The following is a 20,295-nucleotide window of genomic DNA, read 5'->3' as shown; positions in this document are numbered from 1 at the left end:
TTTAAATGCTATTGACTGACGACAAATTCTTCAACGACCCAGAGTTCAGAGAAATGCTCAAAGCATACGAAGAGGCAGCATCCAAAGGGATGCCGCCCTTCTTTGATGCAGACGACCTCATAGACATTGCAGACTACTATCGGTTGACAGACCAAATGGACAAAGCCATGGAAGTGGCACAAAACGCTATAGACCTCTTCCCAAACGCCACCCTACCCAATGTCTTCATGGCAAGAAATGCACTCCAGAACGACAACCTCAAAGAGGCAGAATACTACGTCAGTATGATTGAAGCCGAAGACGATCCCGACTATATCTACATCAAAGCCGAACTACTCATTTACCAATACAAGCTAGAAGAGGCAGAAAAGCTCCTTGAAGCAAAATTCCACGAACTCACCAATGATGACAACGGATGGTTCATCAAAGACGTAGCAAACCTCTATCTCGACTATGGAGAATACGAAAGAGGATATACATGGATGATGAGATATTGTGACGTCAAGGACGACGACTATAAAGAACTATTGGGAAGAGCACTCTACGGTACATGGAAACTCGAAGAATGTGAAAGCATATTCACAGAACTTGCCGACAAATATCCTTTCGACAAGAAATACTGGAAAGTACTGGCTGAAGCACAACTCTCACAAAACAAATTCGATGAAGCCATCAATAGCAGCGAATATGCAATTGCCATTGACCCTGACGATCCCGTTCCACATGGCATCAAGGCATCAGCATTAATGGGAAAAGGCAACTGGGAAGAGGCTGTAAAATTCTTCAAGACCGCCCTCAGTCATGCACAATATGATTGTAGCGGATATATTCAACTTGCCACCTGCCTCATCAACACCAATGAGTTTAAGGAAGCATTGGAATGGTTGGAAAAAGCACTCAAGGAAAGCGGGAATGCCAAAGAATACGCAGGAGCTATCTATCATCAAATGGCACTCTGCCAAGGTGCACTTGGGAATAACGAAGAGGCAAAAAACCTTTTGGATAAAGCAGAAGAAAAAGGAGAAAACAAAACAGACCTCTACGTGGCTCGGGCACATATCCTACAAACTGAGAAACAGTACGAAGCAGCTGATAGATATTTCAACAAAGCTCTCGAACTGTCAACAGACCAGATGCATACACTCATAAGAATTGCCATCTCCCTAACAGACTGTCAAAGATATAAAGAGTGTCTCCAACTACTCAAAGAGAAATTGCCAGTCATCGATGAAAATTGCACAGAAGGACTTTCACTTCTCGCACTATGCTCACTCAGACTTAACCAAGCTGAAGACTTTCTCTATTATCTCCGTCTGGCAGCAGAACGAAATCCCATCGAACTGCGCATGATACTCGGGGCATACTTTCCCGAGAATATGGCCACGAAGGACTATTACGATTTCGCATATAAACAGATTCATAAAAGCAAACAACAGTGAACTTTATTACATCACTCCTTGCCAACCTCAACTATGGCACCATATTCTTCCTCATGCTACTCGAAAGCACGGTCGTACCCGTACCATCAGAATTCGTAGTTACACCAGCAGCCTACCATGCTGCAGGAGGAAATCTTGATGTTTTCCTTGTCATACTATTCGCTACAATCGGAGCTGACTTCGGAGCATCCATCAACTATCTTGTGGCATACTACGTAGGAAGACCGGTAATCTATCGTTTCGCCAACAGCAAATGGGGAAAACTATGCCTACTCAATCAAGAGAAAGTAGAGAAAAGCGAACGCTACTTCGACGACCACGGCGTAGTAGCAACTCTCACAGGAAGACTCATACCTGGCATCAGACACCTTATTTCCATCCCTGCTGGACTCGCCAAGATGAACTACTGGAAATTCTTGCTCTATACTACAGTAGGAGCAGTAGCATGGCATTCTATCCTCGCACTCCTGGGATGGTACCTCCACAGCGTTGTACCTGAAGAGCAACTAAACGATAAAATCACAGAATATGCCGAATACATAAAAATTGGCATACTTGCCATCATGATACTTGCCATTGGCTATTTCATCGTGCGTTCGTTGCTAAAAAAATCAAGAAAAAAGTAAAAAAACAAAGATTCTTGTAAAAAGGCAGATAAAATAGACGTAAATATTTCTTAATACCGAATATTTTCCGTATATTTGCCACGTTTTCTTAAACTTTCAACAACGTATAAATTGCTTATGTCAAGAAACAATAACCATCTCGTAATCATGGCAGGAGGAGTAGGTAGCAGATTCTGGCCTATGAGTACCGAAGAAACCCCAAAACAGTTCATCGATGTATTGGGAGTCGGACGCTCATTGCTCCAACTCACAAGAGACCGCTTCGAAAGTGTAGTCCCCCATGACAATATATGGGTGGTCACAAATCGAAAATATGTTCATATGGTGCAGCAACAACTGCCAGACATGCCAACAAACCATATACTTTGCGAACCATGTCGGCGCAATACCGCACCATGTATTGCATACGTCAGTTGGCGAATTAAAGCTCAAGACCCCAAAGCTAATATTGTAGTCACACCAAGTGACCATATCGTAACTGACCCTGTAGAATTCCGACGTGTAGTAAGCGAGTGTCTGGATTTTACGGCTGATAGCGATGCCATCGTTACACTGGGCATGAAAACCTCAAGACCAGAAACAGGATACGGATACATACAGGCAGACCTGTCAAGCAGTTCTTTACGAAACAAAGAAATTTTCCGAGTGGATTCCTTCAAGGAAAAGCCAGACCTTGAGACTGCCAAACAATATATCAAGAAGAACTACTACTTCTGGAACGCAGGTATATTCATTTGGAATGTATCAACCATCGTCAATGCATTCCGCGTATATCAACCCGTCATGTCCAAACTCTTCGAGTCACTACTCCCGATATACGGAACAGAAAAAGAACAGGAGGAAATAGACCGCACATTCCCAGAATGTGACAACATATCCGTCGATTATGCCATCATGGAGAAGGCAGAAGAGATTTTCGTATGTCCTGCAGACTTCGGATGGAGCGACCTCGGCACCTGGGGTTCGCTGCAAATGCAGACCAGAAAAGACATCTATGGTAATGCATGCATCGGAAATAATATCACTCTCGTAGAGTCACACAACTGTATGATCCATACCACACAAGAGAAAAAAGTGGTAGTACAGGGACTCGACGGTTATATCGTAGCAGAAAACAACGACACCCTGCTCATCTGCAAACTCTCAGAAGAACAACGCATCAAGCAGTTCTCTGAAATGGATTAACCGAGTCTAAAAATCTAGCGATTTTATTTCGCACGAAAGAAAAATAATCCTTAAACCAAACAAGACTAAAACAATAACATAGATATGGAAGACAAGAAAGTAGCCCTCATCACAGGAATTACCGGACAGGACGGTTCGTACCTCGCTGAATTTCTCATCGAGAAAGGTTACGAAGTACATGGACTCCTAAGACGTTCATCATCATTCAATACAGGAAGAATTGAACATCTCTATCTCGATGAATGGGTACGCGATATGAAGAAAAAACGACTCGTCAACCTCCATTGGGCGGACATGACAGACTCTTCGTCGCTCATCAGAATCATTGGTGAAACAAAACCTACGGAAATATACAACCTTGCAGCACAAAGCCATGTAAAGGTGTCATTTGACGTGCCAGAATATACGGCAGACGTTGATGCAACAGGAGTACTCAGACTTCTCGAAGCAGTAAGAATTTGCGGACTGGAAAAAAGCTGTCGCATCTACCAAGCCTCAACATCAGAACTATTTGGAAAAGTACAAGAAGTTCCGCAAAGCGAAACAACTCCATTCTATCCCCGTTCACCCTATTCTGTAGCCAAACTCTATGGCTATTGGATCATGAAAAACTATCGGGAGTCCTACGGCATGTATTGCTGTAACGGTATTCTCTTCAATCATGAAAGTGAACGAAGAGGTGAAACATTCGTCACAAGAAAAATAACACTTGCTGCCGCACGCATTGCACAAGGCTATCAAGACAAGCTCTATCTCGGAAACCTCAACTCACTCCGTGACTGGGGATACGCAAAAGACTACATCGAATGCATGTGGCTTATACTACAACAGCCCCAACCCGATGATTTTGTCATTGCAACAGGCGAATACCATACTGTACGTGAGTTTGCGACACTCGCATTCAAGGAGGCTGGTATTGAATTGGAATGGCGTGGCGATGGTATAGACGAAAAAGGAATAGACAAGAAAACAGGAAAAATTCTTGTAGAAGTAGATCCTAAATACTTCCGCCCTGCAGAAGTTGACCAACTACTCGGAAATCCAGCAAAAGCCAAAAACACACTGGGATGGAACCCACAGAAGACATCCTTTGAAGAACTCGTCAGAATCATGGTTCGACATGACATGACCTTCGTCAAAAAACTCTTCCTTAAAGCACAGCTCCCAGAATAATTATAAACAAGGCGCCCCACAACGGGGTAAAAATAAACAAGATAAAAGTCAAAACAAAGACAACAATGTTGGACAAGAACAGCAAAATATATGTAGCTGGACACCACGGGCTCGTAGGCTCAGCCATTTGGAATAATCTCAAGCAACGGGGTTTTACAAATCTCGTTGGGCGAAGCCATAAAGAACTTGATCTGACTGACCAAATAGCAGTCAAACAGTTCTTCGATCAAGAACAACCTGATGCTGTTGTCCTTGCAGCAGCCTTCGTAGGTGGCATCATGGCCAATTCCCTCTACCGTGCAGACTTCATCATGCAGAACATGAAAATGCAATGCAACGTTATCAGCGAAGCCTATGCACACCAAGTCAAGAAACTGCTGTTCCTTGGCTCAACATGCATCTATCCTAAAAACGCGCCACAGCCCATGAAGGAAGATGTCTTGCTTACCTCACCACTCGAATACACCAACGAGGAATATGCTATTGCCAAAATAGCAGGTCTTAAGATGTGTGAGAGCTATAATCTACAGTACGGCACGAATTATATCGCCGTGATGCCAACCAACCTCTACGGACCAAACGACAACTTCCATCTTGAAAACAGTCACGTCATGCCTGCTATGATGCGAAAAATCTATCTGGCAAAACTCATCCACGAACAAGACTGGAAGAGTATCGAGACAGATATGAATAAACGCCCCATTAACCCCACAGACAAATTACGAGCCATCATCGGAGAAGGTAATGTCGATGGAAATAATAGCCACGAACGTATTCTAAAAGCATTAGAATTCTACGGCATATACGACAACAAGGTTGTTTTATGGGGAACGGGCACTCCACTACGCGAATTTCTATGGAGTGAAGACATGGCAGACGCAAGTGTTTACATTCTCTTAAACGTAGATTTCAAAGACATCATTGGAATAGAAAAATATTCATCTGTTTTCTACGGTGCAAAGACTAATGGTCTCGTAGATCGAAACAATTCTGAAGGACGTGGTGGTGCAATTCCTGCCCTTGGAGAAATCCGCAACTGTCACATCAACGTAGGAACAGGAAAAGAACTCACCATCAGAGAACTCTCAGAATTGGTAAGGGAAACCATAGGATTCAATGGTGAGATCGTTTTCGACACCTCAAAACCTGACGGAACCATGCGCAAGCTCATCGATGTTTCCAAACTACACTCACTGGGATGGACGCATCACGTAGAGATTGAAAATGGAGTAAGAAAACTCTTTGAATGGTATCGGCAAAGTCTGATATAGAGATCCTAACAATTTAAAAAAAACTAAAGCCTATGATTCAATCCTTTGAAGAACTCCGTAACAAACTGCAGCAGAATGGAAAATGCCGTAAAATTGCTGCCGTATGCGTCTATGACGAAGCCACCAAGTCTGCGCTCAACCAATGTGAACAACTTGGATTGGCAGAAATTATCTATGTAAATAATGACATACCAGAAGAAGCAGCCAACAAGGCCGTGGCCATGGTAAGAAACGGAGAAGCCGATGTCCTTATGAAAGGACTCATCGGAACAGACCAGCTTCTACGTGCAGTACTTAACAAGGAACATGGACTGCTTCCAGAAGGACGTATCCTAACCCACCTCACATTGGCAGAGATACCCACCTACCACAAAATGCTCTTCTTTAGCGATGCTGCGGTAATTCCATATCCCACTCACGAGCAACGCATCGAACAGGTAAGATACGCTTCAGAAGTATGTCATGCCATGGGCATCCGTCAACCACGTATTGCCCTTATTCATTGTTCTGAGAAACCAAGTAAGCGTTTCCCGTTCGTTGACGGCTATAAAGACATTTGTCAGATGGCGAAAGATGGCATCTATGGTGATTGCATCGTAGATGGTCCTCTCGACATCAAAACAGCATGTTCTTTAAAAGCCTTACAGGCTAAAGGTCTGCAATCACCATTGATGGGCGAAACCGATGTGCTCATCATGCCAGACATAGAGGCAGGTAACGTTTTCTACAAATCCATGACACTATTTGCAGGAGCGAAAACAGCAGGAATGCTTTGTGGAGCTTCCCATCCAGTCGTGGTACCTTCACGTGGCGACTGTGCCGAAGCAAAATTCAACAGCATTCTCTTCGCCCTATCAAGCCTACCGGATTAACTCAAAACAAGTCCTTTCCACAAAAACGGCACTCTAAAAGAAAGGCCAAAAAGAAAACAACAAGGGAATGAGATAAGTGCAGAAAGTCATTAACTAATTATCAAAAACTATGCGAATTCTCGTCATCAACCCAGGTTCAACATCGACAAAGATGGCTGTCTATGAAGACGAAAAGCCAATACTCCTTCATAGCATCACCCACTCTGCCGATGAATTGGCTGTCTACGATGCTATTACCGAACAACAGGATTTCCGACGCAATCTTGTCATCAAAGAACTGCACCGCGCCAATATTCCTGTAAAATTCGATGCTGTCATTGGACGTGGAGGCTTGGTTAAGCCTATTGCAGGTGGAGTTTATGAAATCAACGAGCAGATGCTCAACGACACACTACACGGATGCGTCATGCACAATCACGCGTGCAATCTTGGTTGTCTGATAGCACATGAAATTGCCATCACAATTCCAAACTGTCGCGCATTTATTGCTGACCCAGGAGTTGTCGATGAACTCTCTCCATTAGCACGTATCAGCGGTAGTCCGCTCATGCCTCGCATCTGTATATGGCATGCTCTTAATCAACGAGCCATTGCAAGACGATACGCAAGAGAAATCGGTAAAAGATACGAAGACCTCAATCTCATCATCTGCCACTTAGGAGGAGGCATATCCGTAGCAGCACATGAACACGGAAAAGCCATCGACACCAACAATGCTCTCGACGGTGAAGGTCCGTTCTCGCCAGAGCGTGCAGGTTCCTTGCCGGCAGCAGACCTCATTCGCCTCTGTTTCAGTGGAAAATATACAGAAAAACAATTACTGAAGCGAATAGCAGGAAAAGCAGGACTTACCGCACATCTTGGCACCAACAACATGAAAGAGATACAAGAACGCATCAAGAATGGAGACAAACAAGCACAACTCATTACAGATGCCATGATTTACCACACGGCAAAACAAATAGCAGCAGAAGGTGCAGTACTTTGCGGTAACGTTGACGCTATTCTATTGACAGGGGGCATGGCACATAGTGATTACATTACTAACGAGCTTCGTCGCAGAATCGGCTACCTCGCACCTGTTTATTGTTTTCCTGGAGAAAACGAAATGGAAGCATTAGCTCTCAATGCGTTATCTGTATTAAAAGGAACTAGCAAGGCACAAATTTACCAATAGCCCCAACACAGTAGTTAGATTCTGAGGAAAAGAAAACTCCTCTCTTGTTATTAGCAAGAGAGGAGAAACTATATGAAGCAATATCTATAATCAGATATTGTTTTTCAGAATATCCTTCCAACGGGCGTAAGCAGCAAGATACTCTGCGCGGTGTGCCTCATCCGGTTCAATCACCTGAAGTTTATCCAAAGAAGCAAAAGCCTCATTATTGTCTTTATAGATACCGGCACCGATACCAGCACCCTTGGCAGCGCCTACCGATCCATCTGTATCATATAATTCAATAGTTGCCCCACTAACACCTGCGAGGGTATCACGGAACAATGGACTCAAGAACATGTTAGCCTTACCAGCATGTATCTTGTGGATATCCATACCCATCTGTTGCATGATTTCCATACCATAGCAGAACGAGAACACAATACCTTCCTGTGCAGCACGTACAAGATGTGCACGATTATGCTTATTAAAATTAACACCATTGAACGAACAGCCAATTTCCTTGTTCTCCAAAACGCGTTCTGCACCGTTTCCAAAAGGAATAACAGTAACTCCTTCACTTCCGATAGGAACAGTAGCAGCGAGATCATTCATCTCTGCATAACCAACCTCAGGAGTTATATTACGATGAACCCATGCATTTAGGATACCTGTACCATTGATGCACAGCAGTACGCCCAAACGGGTTTGTTCTTCAGTATGATTGACGTGTGCAAATGTATTCACACGACTTTTCTTGTCGTAGTTAACATTTCCAAGCACACCATAAACCACACCTGATGTTCCGGCTGTAGATGCGATTTCTCCAGGATTAAACACATTAAGCGACAATGCATTGTTGGGTTGATCACCTGCACGGTAGGTTATCGGGGTTCCTGCCTCCAAACCTGTCTCTGCAGCAGCTTCTGCCGAAACTTCACTCTGAATGCTGAAAGTCGGAACGATATCGCTGATTATCGACTCATCAAAGCCATAATATTTGGTCAAGAAATCAGCGACTCTGTTATTTTTGAAATCCCAAAGCATTCCTTCGCTCAATCCACTTACTGTAGTATTGGCAACACCTGAGAGACGCATGGCAATATAATCACCCGGCAACATCACCTTATAAATTTTCTCATAAATGTCGGGCTCGTTCTCTTTCACCCATGCCAATTTAGCCGCAGTAAAGTTACCTGGTGAATTCAACAAGTGACCAAGACATTGTTCTGCGCCCAAATCACGGAATGCTTTCTCGCCATAAGGTACTGCACGTGAATCACACCAAATAATAGAAGGACGCAGCGCCTGCAGATTCTTATCTACACATACCAAGCCGTGCATCTGATAGGAAATACCAATAGCCTTGATATCTTCACCCTTAACCTGGGCATCAGCCATAATTTTCTTCAAACTCAATTTGGCATTATCCCACCACATCTGAGGATCCTGTTCTGCCCATCCTGCTTTTACAGCCATAATAGGAGCTTCTTTTTCAGGATAAAAAGCAGTAGCAACACACTTGCCTGTGTCGGCATTTACCAACGACGCTTTGACAGAAGAACTGCCCACGTCAAAACCTAATAGGTATCTATTTGACATAATACAATAGTTAATAATTTATTTATAATTCGTTTCTGCCTACAAAGTTCTTCATTTTTTTTTAGAAAATCGTCTTTTTTCATCTTTTTTTCTCATTTTTTTGCTCAATATACCGCTACTTTTAATTTTTTTTCCTACCTTTGCGCATAAAAGAAGCCTAATAAACAGAATGAAGTCAACTTCTATCCTGCCATGGCCAAACAAAAATCACGACCAAAACATAAAGTTCAGTTCATAAATGAAAAAGAAAATATTAATCCTTGATGACAAAGAGACCATCGCAAAGGTGCTCTCAATCTACTTGATGAGTGACTATGATGTTCAGTGGCTCCCCGACGGGCTACAGGGCGTAAAATGGCTTCAGGCCGGTAACACTCCCGACTTGATTATCTCCGACATCCGTATGCCAGGAATGCGAGGAGACGATTTTTTGGAGTGGATTAAGCAGAACGAGTTGTTCCGTCACATCCCAGTAATCATGTTATCAAGTGAAGATTCCACAAGTGAGCGAATTCGCCTATTGGAGATTGGTGCAGAAGACTATATTGTTAAGCCTTTCAATCCCATGGAGCTTAAAATTCGTGTGAAGAAGATTTTACCAAACTAATTTTGAGAAATCACATATAATATATGATAGGTGTTGTTTACTTAGGAAACAATCCAAAAACACAGGAAAAACTAAAATACATCCCAGGGCAGATGGTTCGTATAACCAATGCTTATAAGGATACTGCTCAATTGTGTACGCCTCACGTACGCAATGAGCATTTTATTGTGTTTTACGAACGTAGTGTCCGCAACGAAGACATCACCGCCATCACCTACCTTCGCAAGAAGTGCCACAATGTATATATCATTCTCCTTACCAATGCTATGACACCAAAGGAGCGTGATATTTATATGAAATGCGGTATCAATGATACCATAGAATGTGATGCGTCTGTTACGGCATTGAACAAGAAAATTCAGTTCATATCCGATCGTGAGAACATACTTTTCGATGACGAAAGCTCCAAACACAAAATTTTAAAATTCAAAATTCCACTTTGGAAACGTCTTTTCGATATTATATTCTCTAGCATTGCTATCATCCTGCTTTCACCTGTATTCATCCTTACTGCCATTGCCATTCGTTTGGAAAGCAAAGGACCGATTCTATTCAAATCGAAACGAGTAGGTACCAATTACACAGTATTCAACTTCCTTAAATTCCGTAGCATGTATGCAGATGCAGAGCGTCGATTAAAGGAATTAAGCAAAGATCATAACCAGTATGCAGAAAAGGATACTGATCAAAAAGAAGAGGCCGATAAGCAGAAGAATATTACAGCACCTTTGGGTGACGAGGCTGAGCAAGAAATGCTCACCATGGGTATGGAATCCGGCATGATGATTGGCGATGAAGAAGTGATGCTCATTGGAGACAACTACGTTGTAGCAGAAAGCGAATTCAACAAGAAGCGTGAAGAAGAGAATAATAACGCATTTGTTAAGATAGAAAATGACCCACGCATCACTAAGGTAGGTCGTTTCATCCGCAAATACAGCATTGACGAACTTCCACAGTTGTTTAACATCCTTCGAGGTGATATGTCTATTGTTGGCAATCGTCCGCTTCCTCTATATGAGGCAGAAAAGCTAACCGTTGACACCAGCATTGACCGTTTCATGGCCCCCGCGGGCCTTACCGGCCTTTGGCAAGTAGAAGAGCGCGGCAAAGGCGGCAATATGTCTGCCGAAGAGCGCAAACAACTTGACATCACGTATGGACAGACCTATAACTTCATGCTCGACATGAAGATTATATTCCGTACACTCTTTGCATTTATCCAAAAAGAAAACGTTTAAAAATTAGATTAACTAAATTGAGATGAAAAAAATCAAGAGACTACTATTGCTCTTAGTTCTAACTGGTGCAGGTACTGCCGCCCATGCTCAGTTGGACGAAAGTGGCATTAGCGCTGGATTCTTCGATTCCAGCGAAAACAACACGCTCAACTTTTCCACCTTCCATTTACCACCATTATCCGTGTTGTATGAAAACGCCAAACAGAATCCTCAGATTCTGTCGTTGGCAAAAGCGCAGGAGCTGGCACAGGCAGAAGTTGCCAAACAGAAGCGCCATATCTTTTCATACGTCACAGGTCATGCCAGCTATAGTTATGGTAAGGCCGATATGTGGGGAAACAGTTCGTCTGCTTATAGCCCTACACTTTACCAATTCCAGGGAACCGAGCAGAGTTATTGGAATGTTGGTGTCAATGTTGCCGTTCCATTGGAAGACATCCTTGACCTCAGCGCATCTGTTAAACGCAAGCGCATTGAGGCTGAACAGGCAAAATTAAAAAAAGACATTGAATTTGAAGATTTAAAAAAGGAAATTGGTATTCTTTATGTGACCATTACCAACAATTTGATTACTCTAAAGACCGCCAGTGAAAGTGCTGCAGCATACCAAGGTGCCGGCTCTTTGAATCAGGAAGATTTCCATCAGGGCAACATGACTATGGAAAACTATGCCTACACCAAGATGCATGAGCTCAGCGTAGTTCAGCAATACCAAACGCTTCAAACCAAACTGATGACAGACATCATCACTTTGGAAATTCTCTCTCGCACACCAATCATAACCAATGCTACAACAGACGTAACACTTGATGATACCATCCAGAAATCTGACAAACAGATTGCTAAGGAGAACAAAGCTGTTGACAAGCGTATTGCAGAAGAAGTAAAAAATGAAGAGAAACGCTATCGCCAGTTAGAGAAAGCTGAACGCGAAGCACAGAAAAAAGCAGAACGCGAAGCTGCCAAAAACAACAAAAAGAAATAACATAACGCCTTACTAATATGGATTTATTCAGATATATCGTCAGATTTTTATATAAGATACGTTGGTATTTGGTTATCTTCCCCATGATAGCCCTTATCATAGCATGGTTCTCTACCCGCCACATGGACCGCGTTTACGACACTAATGCCACTATTTATACTGGTATGATTACCGGCTACAATATTGAAGGTGGTGTGGGTGTTGCAGGTGGCAATCCCCAGACCAACATCAATAACTTGATGCTCATCATCACTACAGAGACTACTATCAATGAGGTTTCCCTTCGTCTGTTTGCTCGTTGTATGATGTATGGCAATCCAAACAAAGACAACAACTACATCTCAGCCGAACACTTCCGTGAACTTGACGCCCAAGTTCCTGCAGAAGTCAAGGCATTGATTAACCGCAACAGCGAATCGGCATCCTATGCCAACCTAAAAGCATACGTTAAGCCCTCCCAAGACAACTACATCTTTGGCTTACTTAACTATCACCCATATTTCGGTGTAAACCAAATCACCTCACGCTTAAAAGTGGTACAATTAAATAATAGTGATATCATTGATATAGGTTATTCTGCCAACGATGCAGGTATCGCCTATAACACATTGGATATCTTGAACGAAGTCTTCGCTCGCCAATATCAGTTGATTCGTTTCGGTGAAACCAACAATGTCATCAAGTTCTTTGAGCGTGAGGTTGCTCGCCTCTATCGTATTCTGACAGGTGCAGAAGATGATCTCATTCGCTACAACGTTTCGAAACGCATCATCAACTATGGTGAACAGACCAAGCAGTTGAGTGGTTTGGAAGCCCAACAGCAGAATTTCCGCAACGACCAATTGATGGAATATACCACTTCAAAAGCCATTTTGGACTACTTGGAGCGTCATTTGGGCGATCGTGCCAAAGTAATCCGCGCAAACCAGAGTTTCACCAACGAAATCAAGGATATTTCACGTTTACAGTCACGTATCTCTAACCTTCGACTGATGAGCGGAGAAGGTGGTGACCTCAATAATGAGGCGCAGGAAGAACTGGCAAAAGCACAGAAAGAACTCCAAGCCACTACACAACGTGTTAGAAAACTCACCCACGACATTGAAGCTGGTAGTTACAGCACCGAAACTGGTGTTAAGGCTCAGCCAATGATTGATAAGTGGCTGGATCAAATGTTGACCATGGAAAAAGTGAAAGCACAGATGTCAGCAACAGATATCATGCAACAGAATCTCGATCGCCAATATCTGTTCTATTCTCCTATTGGTGCCACCTTGGACCGTAAAGCGCGTCATATTGGATTTGTGGAAGGGAACTATATGGAAATGCTGAAAGCTTTGAATGCAGCACGCCTGCGTCAGAAGAACTTGCAGATGAGTACCGCCACACTCCGTGTACTCAACCCACCTATGTTCCCTTTGAATGCACAGCCTACCAATCGTATCATGATTCTGTTGGGTGCATTTCTTCTGACCTTCATGCTGACAGCCTTATACTTCTTCATTATCGAATTGCTCGATCGTACACTTCGTGACCGTATGCGTTCAGAACGCATCACTAAAGTACCCGTCATGGGTTGTTTCCCACGCGAAAGCAATCTGCGCTATCGCCGCTTCAACAAGACCATTGCCGATATGTCATTGCGCCAGTTGAGCAAGGCACTGCTTCCCCATTTCAAGGAAGGTCAGCAGAATGTGTTAAACCTCATCTCTACCGACTCAGGTAATGGAAGGAGCTATCTCGCTCAGGAATTGGAAAACTATTGGATATCCATCGGTCTGCAAGTTCGCCGTCTTACATACGACGAAGACTTCTTGGCAGAAGACAGCAAATTCATTATGGCAAACGGTATCAAAGACTTGTGCCCAGATATCTTGCCCGATGAGATAGCCATCATTGAGTACCCGAACCTCAACGACAACTCCATTGCTCCAGCATTGCTAAACATGGGTACTGTCAACCTCATGGTAACTCGTGCCAACCGCACCTGGAAGGATGTCGATCAGAAAGCCTTGAAAGAAGTAGAGGCCATGCTGGACGAAGATCACAAGAACACACTCTATATGTATCTGACAGAGGCAAGCCGCTATGCTGTAGAAGAGTTTGTCGGTCAATTGCCACCTTATACCAAGTTCAACAACTTTGTATATCGCATGTCTCAGTTAGGATTGACAGCCACTGAAAACAACAAAGCCCTGTAAATACATGCAGAATAAGTTCGCAACCTATACGGACGGAAACGGAGGAAGAGCAATATTGCTCTTTCTCCTGTTTTCAGTAGCTATCTACCAATTTGTATCGGTAGGTATCGGTCCCTTTGCCATGATATGTCTATCGCCCTTGGTGATAGCAGCTATCTATATAGCATTCCGTTGGCGCACCGCCACTTTTTGGCTATTGTTTTTTCTCAACTATTTATTGCACTGGTTCAACACAAACCGATGGCTACCTGGTGGCATACCGCTGTCTTTCTATAACGAAGCATTGGAAATCGTTTTATTGGCCATTGCCATCATCGATGCTCGTAAATCTCCATGTTTTGAACGTACTGGAAACATGATGCTCTATGCATTGATGATTTGGTGTGGTTTTTGCACCTTGGAAATTTTCAATGATACCTGTAATCTTGGCATCAATGTTTATGCTTGGTACACTGGTGCCCGCCTCATGGCTTTCCAGATTCTCTATGCATTCTTAGTCTATATTATCTATATCGACAAACCCAAAATACTCATATATTATTTGATATTTTGGGGCTCCCTCTCCTTATTCTCTGTTTTTTGGGTATGGAAACAGAAATATATAGGATTCACCTATGGTGAACATGCATGGATATATGGAAGAGGACGTAGTACACATATCATCCAAGGGGGAACACTCATACGTTATTTCTCAACACACAATGACGCAGCAAGTTTTGGTATTGGTATTGCCTCTACGGCTGTAGCATTCTTGATTTTTGCCTTAACCAGCAAAGTAAAAAAATACCGTTATTTTTTCCTCATCACAGGCATTGCCTGTACATGGGCGATGTTTCCTTCGGGCACCCGTACAGCTATTGTGTGTTTTGGCGCAGGCATTGCGTTCTATATTGTTTTAGCAAAATCCGTCAAACTGTCAGCCATTGTGGGTATTACCTTTGGCATTGCATTTTTCATCTTAGCTTTTACCAATATCGGAAACAGCAACGGCTCAATCAGACGTATGCGCACAGCATTTGACAGAAGCGACGCCTCTTTAAATGTTCGTGATGTAAACAAGGAATCCATCAAGAAATATATCAAAGAAGCCCCTTGGGGAATTGGCATAGGTATGGAACGCGAACAAGTACCTGCCAATAACAAATACCGTATCTTGACAGAAATTCCCCCTGACTCAGAATATGTATATATTTGGGTACGTACAGGAAAGATAGGCATCATCACTTTCGTATTGACCACGCTCATCATGTTAGGTGGAGCATGCTGGACAGTCCTGTTTAGGATAAACAGCCCATCCATGCGAGGTATTGGTGCAGGATTATGTTGCGCCTTTGTCTCCATCCAATTAGGAGGATATGCTAACCAAATATTGATGAACTTCCCCAACTGCTTTCTCTTCTATGGAGGTCTCAGTATGGTGTATGCATTACCCTTTATGGAGAAGGAATGGATAGCCTTCGAAAACGAAGAGTTAGCCAAACAAGCAGAGCGCAAGCGTCTGAAATTAGAAGAGAAAAAAGCATCAAGAGTATAAACACAAGCGTATAAGACACCTTTGGAACCCGTCATATCTATCATCACTATCAATTACAACGGTCTCGATGATACCTGTTCGATGATTGATACCATCCCCTTCGATGATTGTCCATTGGAGGTGATAGTGGTAGATAATGCTTCCAAGCAAGACGAGGCATCCATCATCGAAAAGAGATATCCCCATGTGAAGGTTGTACGCAGTAGCAAAAACCTCGGCTTTGCAGGAGGCAACAACCTGGGCATACATGCCTCACATGGGCGATATCTCTTTTTTGTCAATAACGATACAGTATTCTTTCGTGAGAGCAAAGTCAAAGTGAATCTTCAAGCCTTGGTCAATCGTTTTGCCTCATCTTCTAAGATTGGCGCTATATGCCCAAAGATACGTTTCTTTTGGGACGAAGCCCCCATTCAATTTGCAGGCTACACTCCCTTGTCGTCTATCACCATGCGCAACAGTGCTATCGGCTATGATGAGCAAGATCATGGACAATATAATACAGCCCATCCAACACCCTATGCCCATGGGGCTGCTATGATGGTCAAGCGTGAAGTTATTGCCCAAGTTGGAATGATGCCAGAATGTTACTTCCTTTATTATGAGGAATTAGACTGGAGTATCATGATACGTCGGGCTGGCTATGAGATTTGGTACGACCCTACTGTTACAGTCTTTCATAAGGAAAGCCGCGCCACAGGACAAAGCTCACCGCTTCGCATGTATTACATTACACGCAACCGTTTGCTGTTCGTCAAGAGGAATTATTCTGGTTTCAAGGGGCTCTGCTCAAAATTGTATTTAATCGGCATTGTAGCACCCAAGGATATGTTGCTATCGCTCCTTCATGGCAAGTTGCGTCATGCACTATCCGTAATCAATGGCATTGTTGACTACATAAAACTTTAGATTATGGACATCTGGACACTCTTATACTTCTGTGACATCACATTATTCTGTCTAATATCATTTACGGTGATATATATGACGATTTTCACTTTGGCAGCAATGTTGCCAAAGCGTCATTACACCCAGAAAGTGAAACATCAGAACCGTTTCATCATTCTTATACCTTCATACCGCAATAGTAACGTAGAGCAAACAGTAGCCTCGGCATTAGGTCAGAATTATCCTCAACGGTTATTTGATATCACTGTCATATCAGATCGCAACAACGAGATGACCAATTTCCATTTGGCACAGCAACCTATTACACTACTCACCCCCAATTTCCGAGAAAGCAATAAGGCAAAGTATTTCCAATTAGCCATTTCAAATCTGCCACAATTCAAGCTCTACGATGTCGTTTTAATTCTTGAAGCTGGCAACATCATTGAGTCTGATTTCCTGGAAAAGATCAATACCGCCTACGAGAATGCAGGCACGAGAGCTCTTCAGGCACATCGTGTCTCAAGAAACAGCAAGAGTCAAGTATCACAGATGGCTGCTATTTTTGAAGAAATCAACAACACCATATTCCGTAAAGGACACAATCGTTTGGGATTATCTGCCAGTCTTTGTATGTCAGGAATGGCGTTTGATTTCGAATGGTTCAAATCTACAATTCTCCAATTTAAGGCCAGTTGGGATGATAAGAATTTAGAGTCTATTCTACTCCAACAACACGTATTTGTGGAATATGTGGAAGACCTTTATGTCTATGACGAAAAGCCACAACATGCAGAAGACTTCAACCGTCAACGTGGTCAATGGATAAAAAGCCAGTTCGTTACACTACTCAAGAACATCCATCATCTTCCTTGGGCAATACTGACTCGCCAATACGACTTGGCAGACAAGATTATACAATGGATGCTGATGCCTCGTATGGTGTTGATGGGACTTGTTATAATAATGAGCGCTATTCTCCCATTCATCTATATGTCATTGGCATTGAAATGGTGGGCATTGTTTGCCTTTGTTCTATTTATCTTTGCTTTAGCAACACCAGACTATCTTGTTGACGAGAATTGGAGTCGCTCTTCGCTTAAATCACCCTTGATACTCATGAGGTCCATTCCTGGTCTTTCAAAGATAGCCGATTTTATAGATTACCTCGACAAAAAGTTTCATCATACAAAACGATAAACTCTGTACACCATGTGGACTATCATACATATCATTGACCTTGCGTTATGGATTTTCATAGCGCCTTCTGTCATTTATGTATTATTCTATGCCATCGTATCCTTGTTTCATCACAAAAAAAATAAAACTACCATAACAAAGGTACAACACACCTATTTGGTATTATTCCCTGCCTATCATGAAGATGCAGTTATAGTATCATCCATCAAAAGTTTTCTGGAACAAACCTACCCGAAGACACATTATGATGTTGCTGTCATTTCTGACCACATGACAAAGAGCACCAACGATGCCTTGCTTGCGCTCCCCATCACGCTCCATCGACCTATATTCTATAAGAGTAGTAAAGCAAAAGCATTACAATATGCTATTTCAGAAACCAGGAAACAGTACGACCATGTGGTCATTTTAGATGCTGACAATGTGGTTCATCCTGATTTCCTTGAGCGTCTTAACGCTGTTTGTTGCCAAGGTTTTGATTTCGTTCAATGTCACCGTTGCGCAAAGAATAGCGACAACGACATTGCTGCACTTGAAGGAACAAGTGAAGAAATCAACAATACCATTTTCCGTAAAGCCCATAACATAATAGGAATGTCGTCAGCATTAATCGGTTCAGGCATGTGTTTCCGTTTTGAATGGTTCAAAAATCATGTATCCAAACTACAAACTGCAGTAGAAGACCGCGAATTAGAAGCCATGCTCATGCAAGAAAATATTTTCATCAAGTATGAGGCAACTATCCACGTTTATGATGAGAAGGTATCTAATCAAGACAACTTCCGTCGTCAGCGTCTTCGTTGGATGACAGGTCAGATACAAAGTCTTTTGTTCATGCTCCCTTATTTACCCAAGGCTTTTATAAAAGGGAACATCAACTATATTGACAAGACCCTACAACAACTACTGATACCCCGTTCTATACTTTTAGCAACAATACCTGTTGTTGCAGTCATAATGACCTGTGTCTGTTGGCAATGGGGACTTCGCTGGTGGGCATTGTTTATTGCGTTGATTATAGCCCTCTTGATAGCCATTCCTCGCCATCTCCGCACAAGAGCTATCTTCGGTAAAATTATCTCATTTATCAGGCTTACAGGCAGTATGCTTCAAAACCTGACGAAGATAAACATCAAAAGTAATGATTTCATTCACACCTCACACCATAAATAAAGCCCAATGGCAGAAAGAATCCACAAAAGTATATTGAATGCGAAAGTAAATCTCGTTTTTTACTTTCTCTCTTTATTCTTTGCTTTCTTTTCTAGGAAAATATTCTTAGATTGCTTAGGGGCAGACTTTATTGGACTAACAGGAACACTTGGAAATATATTAGGTTACCTCAATCTTGCAGAACTTGGGATTTCTGCATCTGTAGGATATTTTCTCTTTAAGCCACTTCAATCAAATAATAGAGAAGAAATACAAGAAATTCTTTCCGTTTTAGGATTCTTATATCGAAAAATTGGAATAATCATTCTCTTTGCTGGTATTTCTGTCAGCCTATTCTTTCCTCTTATATTTTCCAAAGCAGGTCTAAGCTTCTACATTATTTATTTCTCTTTCTATTCTTTTTTAGGCTCTGCCCTTATAGGATACTTTATTAACTTTAGGCAAATTCTATTGTCTGCAGACCAAAAAAATTATCTAGTTGCGATATATTACCAGAGTGCCAATCTATGTAAAATAGCCTTGCAGATATTCTTAGCATATACCTATAAGAACTTGTTCGTATGGGTATTCGTCGAATTCTTATTCGGTATCATAGGTTGCATTATCCTTAATTGGAAAATCAACAAAGAATACCCTTGGCTCAATGTCAATATCAATAACGGCAAGGCATTATTGAAGAAATACCCAAATATAACAGGAAAAACCAGACAAATATTCATTCATAAGATTAAAGACTTCTTGCTTATAAAAAGCGACGAGTTGTTCATCTTTATATTCGTTTCATTGAAAATGGTTGCCCTCTATGGCAATTACCTTATTATCTTCTCAAAACTCATATCATTATTTAATTCCATTACCAATACTATTGGAGCAAGTGTAGGCAATCTTGTTGCAGAAGGGCATCGCCCACACATCATCAATGTCTTTTGGCAAATCACAGCCCTTCATCATTTCGTTGCAGCAACATTATGCTATTCCTTATACAACTTCACAGAACCATTTATCTATCATTGGTTAGGATCATCATATATTATGGACCATAACATTTTGATATTACTTGTTATCTTTATTTATATTACCAATTCCAGAAACTCGGTAGATAATTTTAATTATGCCTATGGCCTTTATGCTGACGTGTGGTC

The 20,295-nt window shown here is 42.2% G+C and carries 17 protein-coding genes; 16 read left to right on the top strand and 1 reads right to left on the bottom strand.

The window, feature by feature from the left end:
* The first annotated feature begins 5 nt into the window (after nt 1-5).
* The 7 genes from CIK90_RS12680 to buk all read left to right on the top strand — a co-directional run bounded on the left by CIK90_RS12680 (nt 6) and on the right by buk (nt 7,743).
* A complete protein-coding gene (locus tag CIK90_RS12680) occupies nt 6-1,439 on the top strand; it encodes a lipopolysaccharide assembly protein LapB (protein WP_094465705.1) in 1,434 nt (477 codons plus the stop codon).
* On the top strand, nt 1,436-2,065 hold the full coding sequence (locus CIK90_RS12675) for a DedA family protein (RefSeq protein ID WP_094465703.1): 630 nt from the start codon (nt 1,436-1,438) through the stop codon (nt 2,063-2,065). Before CIK90_RS12680 ends, CIK90_RS12675 begins: the two co-directional genes overlap by 4 nt.
* 117 nt (nt 2,066-2,182) lie before the next feature.
* Nucleotides 2,183-3,250: a mannose-1-phosphate guanylyltransferase gene (locus CIK90_RS12670; RefSeq protein WP_094389415.1), complete on the top strand. Its 1,068-nt coding sequence runs from the start codon at nt 2,183-2,185 to the stop codon at nt 3,248-3,250.
* Between the two features lie 84 nt (nt 3,251-3,334).
* On the top strand, nt 3,335-4,423 hold the full coding sequence (gmd, locus tag CIK90_RS12665) for a GDP-mannose 4,6-dehydratase (RefSeq protein ID WP_094389416.1): 1,089 nt from the start codon (nt 3,335-3,337) through the stop codon (nt 4,421-4,423).
* A gap of 65 nt (nt 4,424-4,488) precedes the next feature.
* The gene (locus CIK90_RS12660) at nt 4,489-5,694 is read left to right on the top strand and encodes a GDP-L-fucose synthase (protein WP_173849354.1); all 1,206 of its coding nucleotides are present in this window, start codon (nt 4,489-4,491) and stop codon (nt 5,692-5,694) included.
* Between the two features lie 32 nt (nt 5,695-5,726).
* Nucleotides 5,727-6,566: a phosphate acyltransferase gene (locus CIK90_RS12655; protein ID WP_094389417.1), complete on the top strand. Its 840-nt coding sequence runs from the start codon at nt 5,727-5,729 to the stop codon at nt 6,564-6,566.
* Between the two features lie 109 nt (nt 6,567-6,675).
* Nucleotides 6,676-7,743, top strand: a complete 1,068-nt coding sequence (gene buk / locus CIK90_RS12650; RefSeq protein ID WP_094465701.1) for a butyrate kinase — start codon at nt 6,676-6,678, stop codon at nt 7,741-7,743.
* A gap of 90 nt (nt 7,744-7,833) precedes the next feature.
* Here buk and CIK90_RS12645 read toward each other — a convergent pair whose 3' ends face one another.
* Nucleotides 7,834-9,324, bottom strand: a complete 1,491-nt coding sequence (locus CIK90_RS12645) for a xylulokinase (RefSeq protein ID WP_094435959.1) — start codon at nt 9,322-9,324, stop codon at nt 7,834-7,836.
* Nucleotides 9,325-9,562: 238 nt separating this feature from the next.
* Between CIK90_RS12645 and CIK90_RS12640 the strand changes: the two genes are divergently transcribed.
* The 9 genes from CIK90_RS12640 to CIK90_RS12600 all read left to right on the top strand — a co-directional run.
* Nucleotides 9,563-9,931 carry a response regulator transcription factor gene (locus CIK90_RS12640; RefSeq protein WP_027449457.1) on the top strand — a complete coding sequence of 123 codons (369 nt, stop codon included), beginning with the start codon at nt 9,563-9,565 and terminating at the stop codon, nt 9,929-9,931.
* 23 nt (nt 9,932-9,954) lie between these two features.
* On the top strand, nt 9,955-11,172 hold the full coding sequence (locus CIK90_RS12635; RefSeq protein WP_094389420.1) for a sugar transferase: 1,218 nt from the start codon (nt 9,955-9,957) through the stop codon (nt 11,170-11,172).
* Between the two features lie 22 nt (nt 11,173-11,194).
* Nucleotides 11,195-12,157, top strand: a complete 963-nt coding sequence (locus CIK90_RS12630) for a TolC family protein (protein ID WP_094389421.1) — start codon at nt 11,195-11,197, stop codon at nt 12,155-12,157.
* Between the two features lie 17 nt (nt 12,158-12,174).
* Nucleotides 12,175-14,358, top strand: a complete 2,184-nt coding sequence (locus CIK90_RS12625; protein ID WP_094435957.1) for a hypothetical protein — start codon at nt 12,175-12,177, stop codon at nt 14,356-14,358.
* A gap of 4 nt (nt 14,359-14,362) precedes the next feature.
* Nucleotides 14,363-15,892, top strand: coding sequence for an O-antigen ligase family protein (locus CIK90_RS12620; RefSeq protein ID WP_094465699.1), 1,530 nt, complete (start codon nt 14,363-14,365; stop codon nt 15,890-15,892).
* 21 nt (nt 15,893-15,913) lie between these two features.
* Nucleotides 15,914-16,801: a glycosyltransferase family 2 protein gene (locus tag CIK90_RS12615; RefSeq protein ID WP_094465697.1), complete on the top strand. Its 888-nt coding sequence runs from the start codon at nt 15,914-15,916 to the stop codon at nt 16,799-16,801.
* A 75-nt stretch (nt 16,802-16,876) separates the two neighbouring features.
* Nucleotides 16,877-17,980, top strand: coding sequence for a glycosyltransferase family 2 protein (locus CIK90_RS12610; RefSeq protein WP_158216073.1), 1,104 nt, complete (start codon nt 16,877-16,879; stop codon nt 17,978-17,980).
* A gap of 12 nt (nt 17,981-17,992) precedes the next feature.
* Nucleotides 17,993-19,153 (top strand): glycosyltransferase family 2 protein, encoded by a 1,161-nt coding sequence (locus tag CIK90_RS12605; RefSeq protein WP_094465693.1) that lies wholly within the window; start codon nt 17,993-17,995, stop codon nt 19,151-19,153.
* Between the two features lie 6 nt (nt 19,154-19,159).
* Nucleotides 19,160-20,295: sugar transporter (locus tag CIK90_RS12600; RefSeq protein WP_094465692.1), on the top strand; the 1,136-nt coding region annotated here is incomplete at its 3' end.

The organism is Prevotella sp. P5-126 (genome assembly GCF_002251185.1).
Lineage (GTDB): Bacteria > Bacteroidota > Bacteroidia > Bacteroidales > Bacteroidaceae > Prevotella.
Note: the sequence above shows the minus strand (reverse complement) of the source record. Positions and strands in the feature narration are given on the sequence as shown.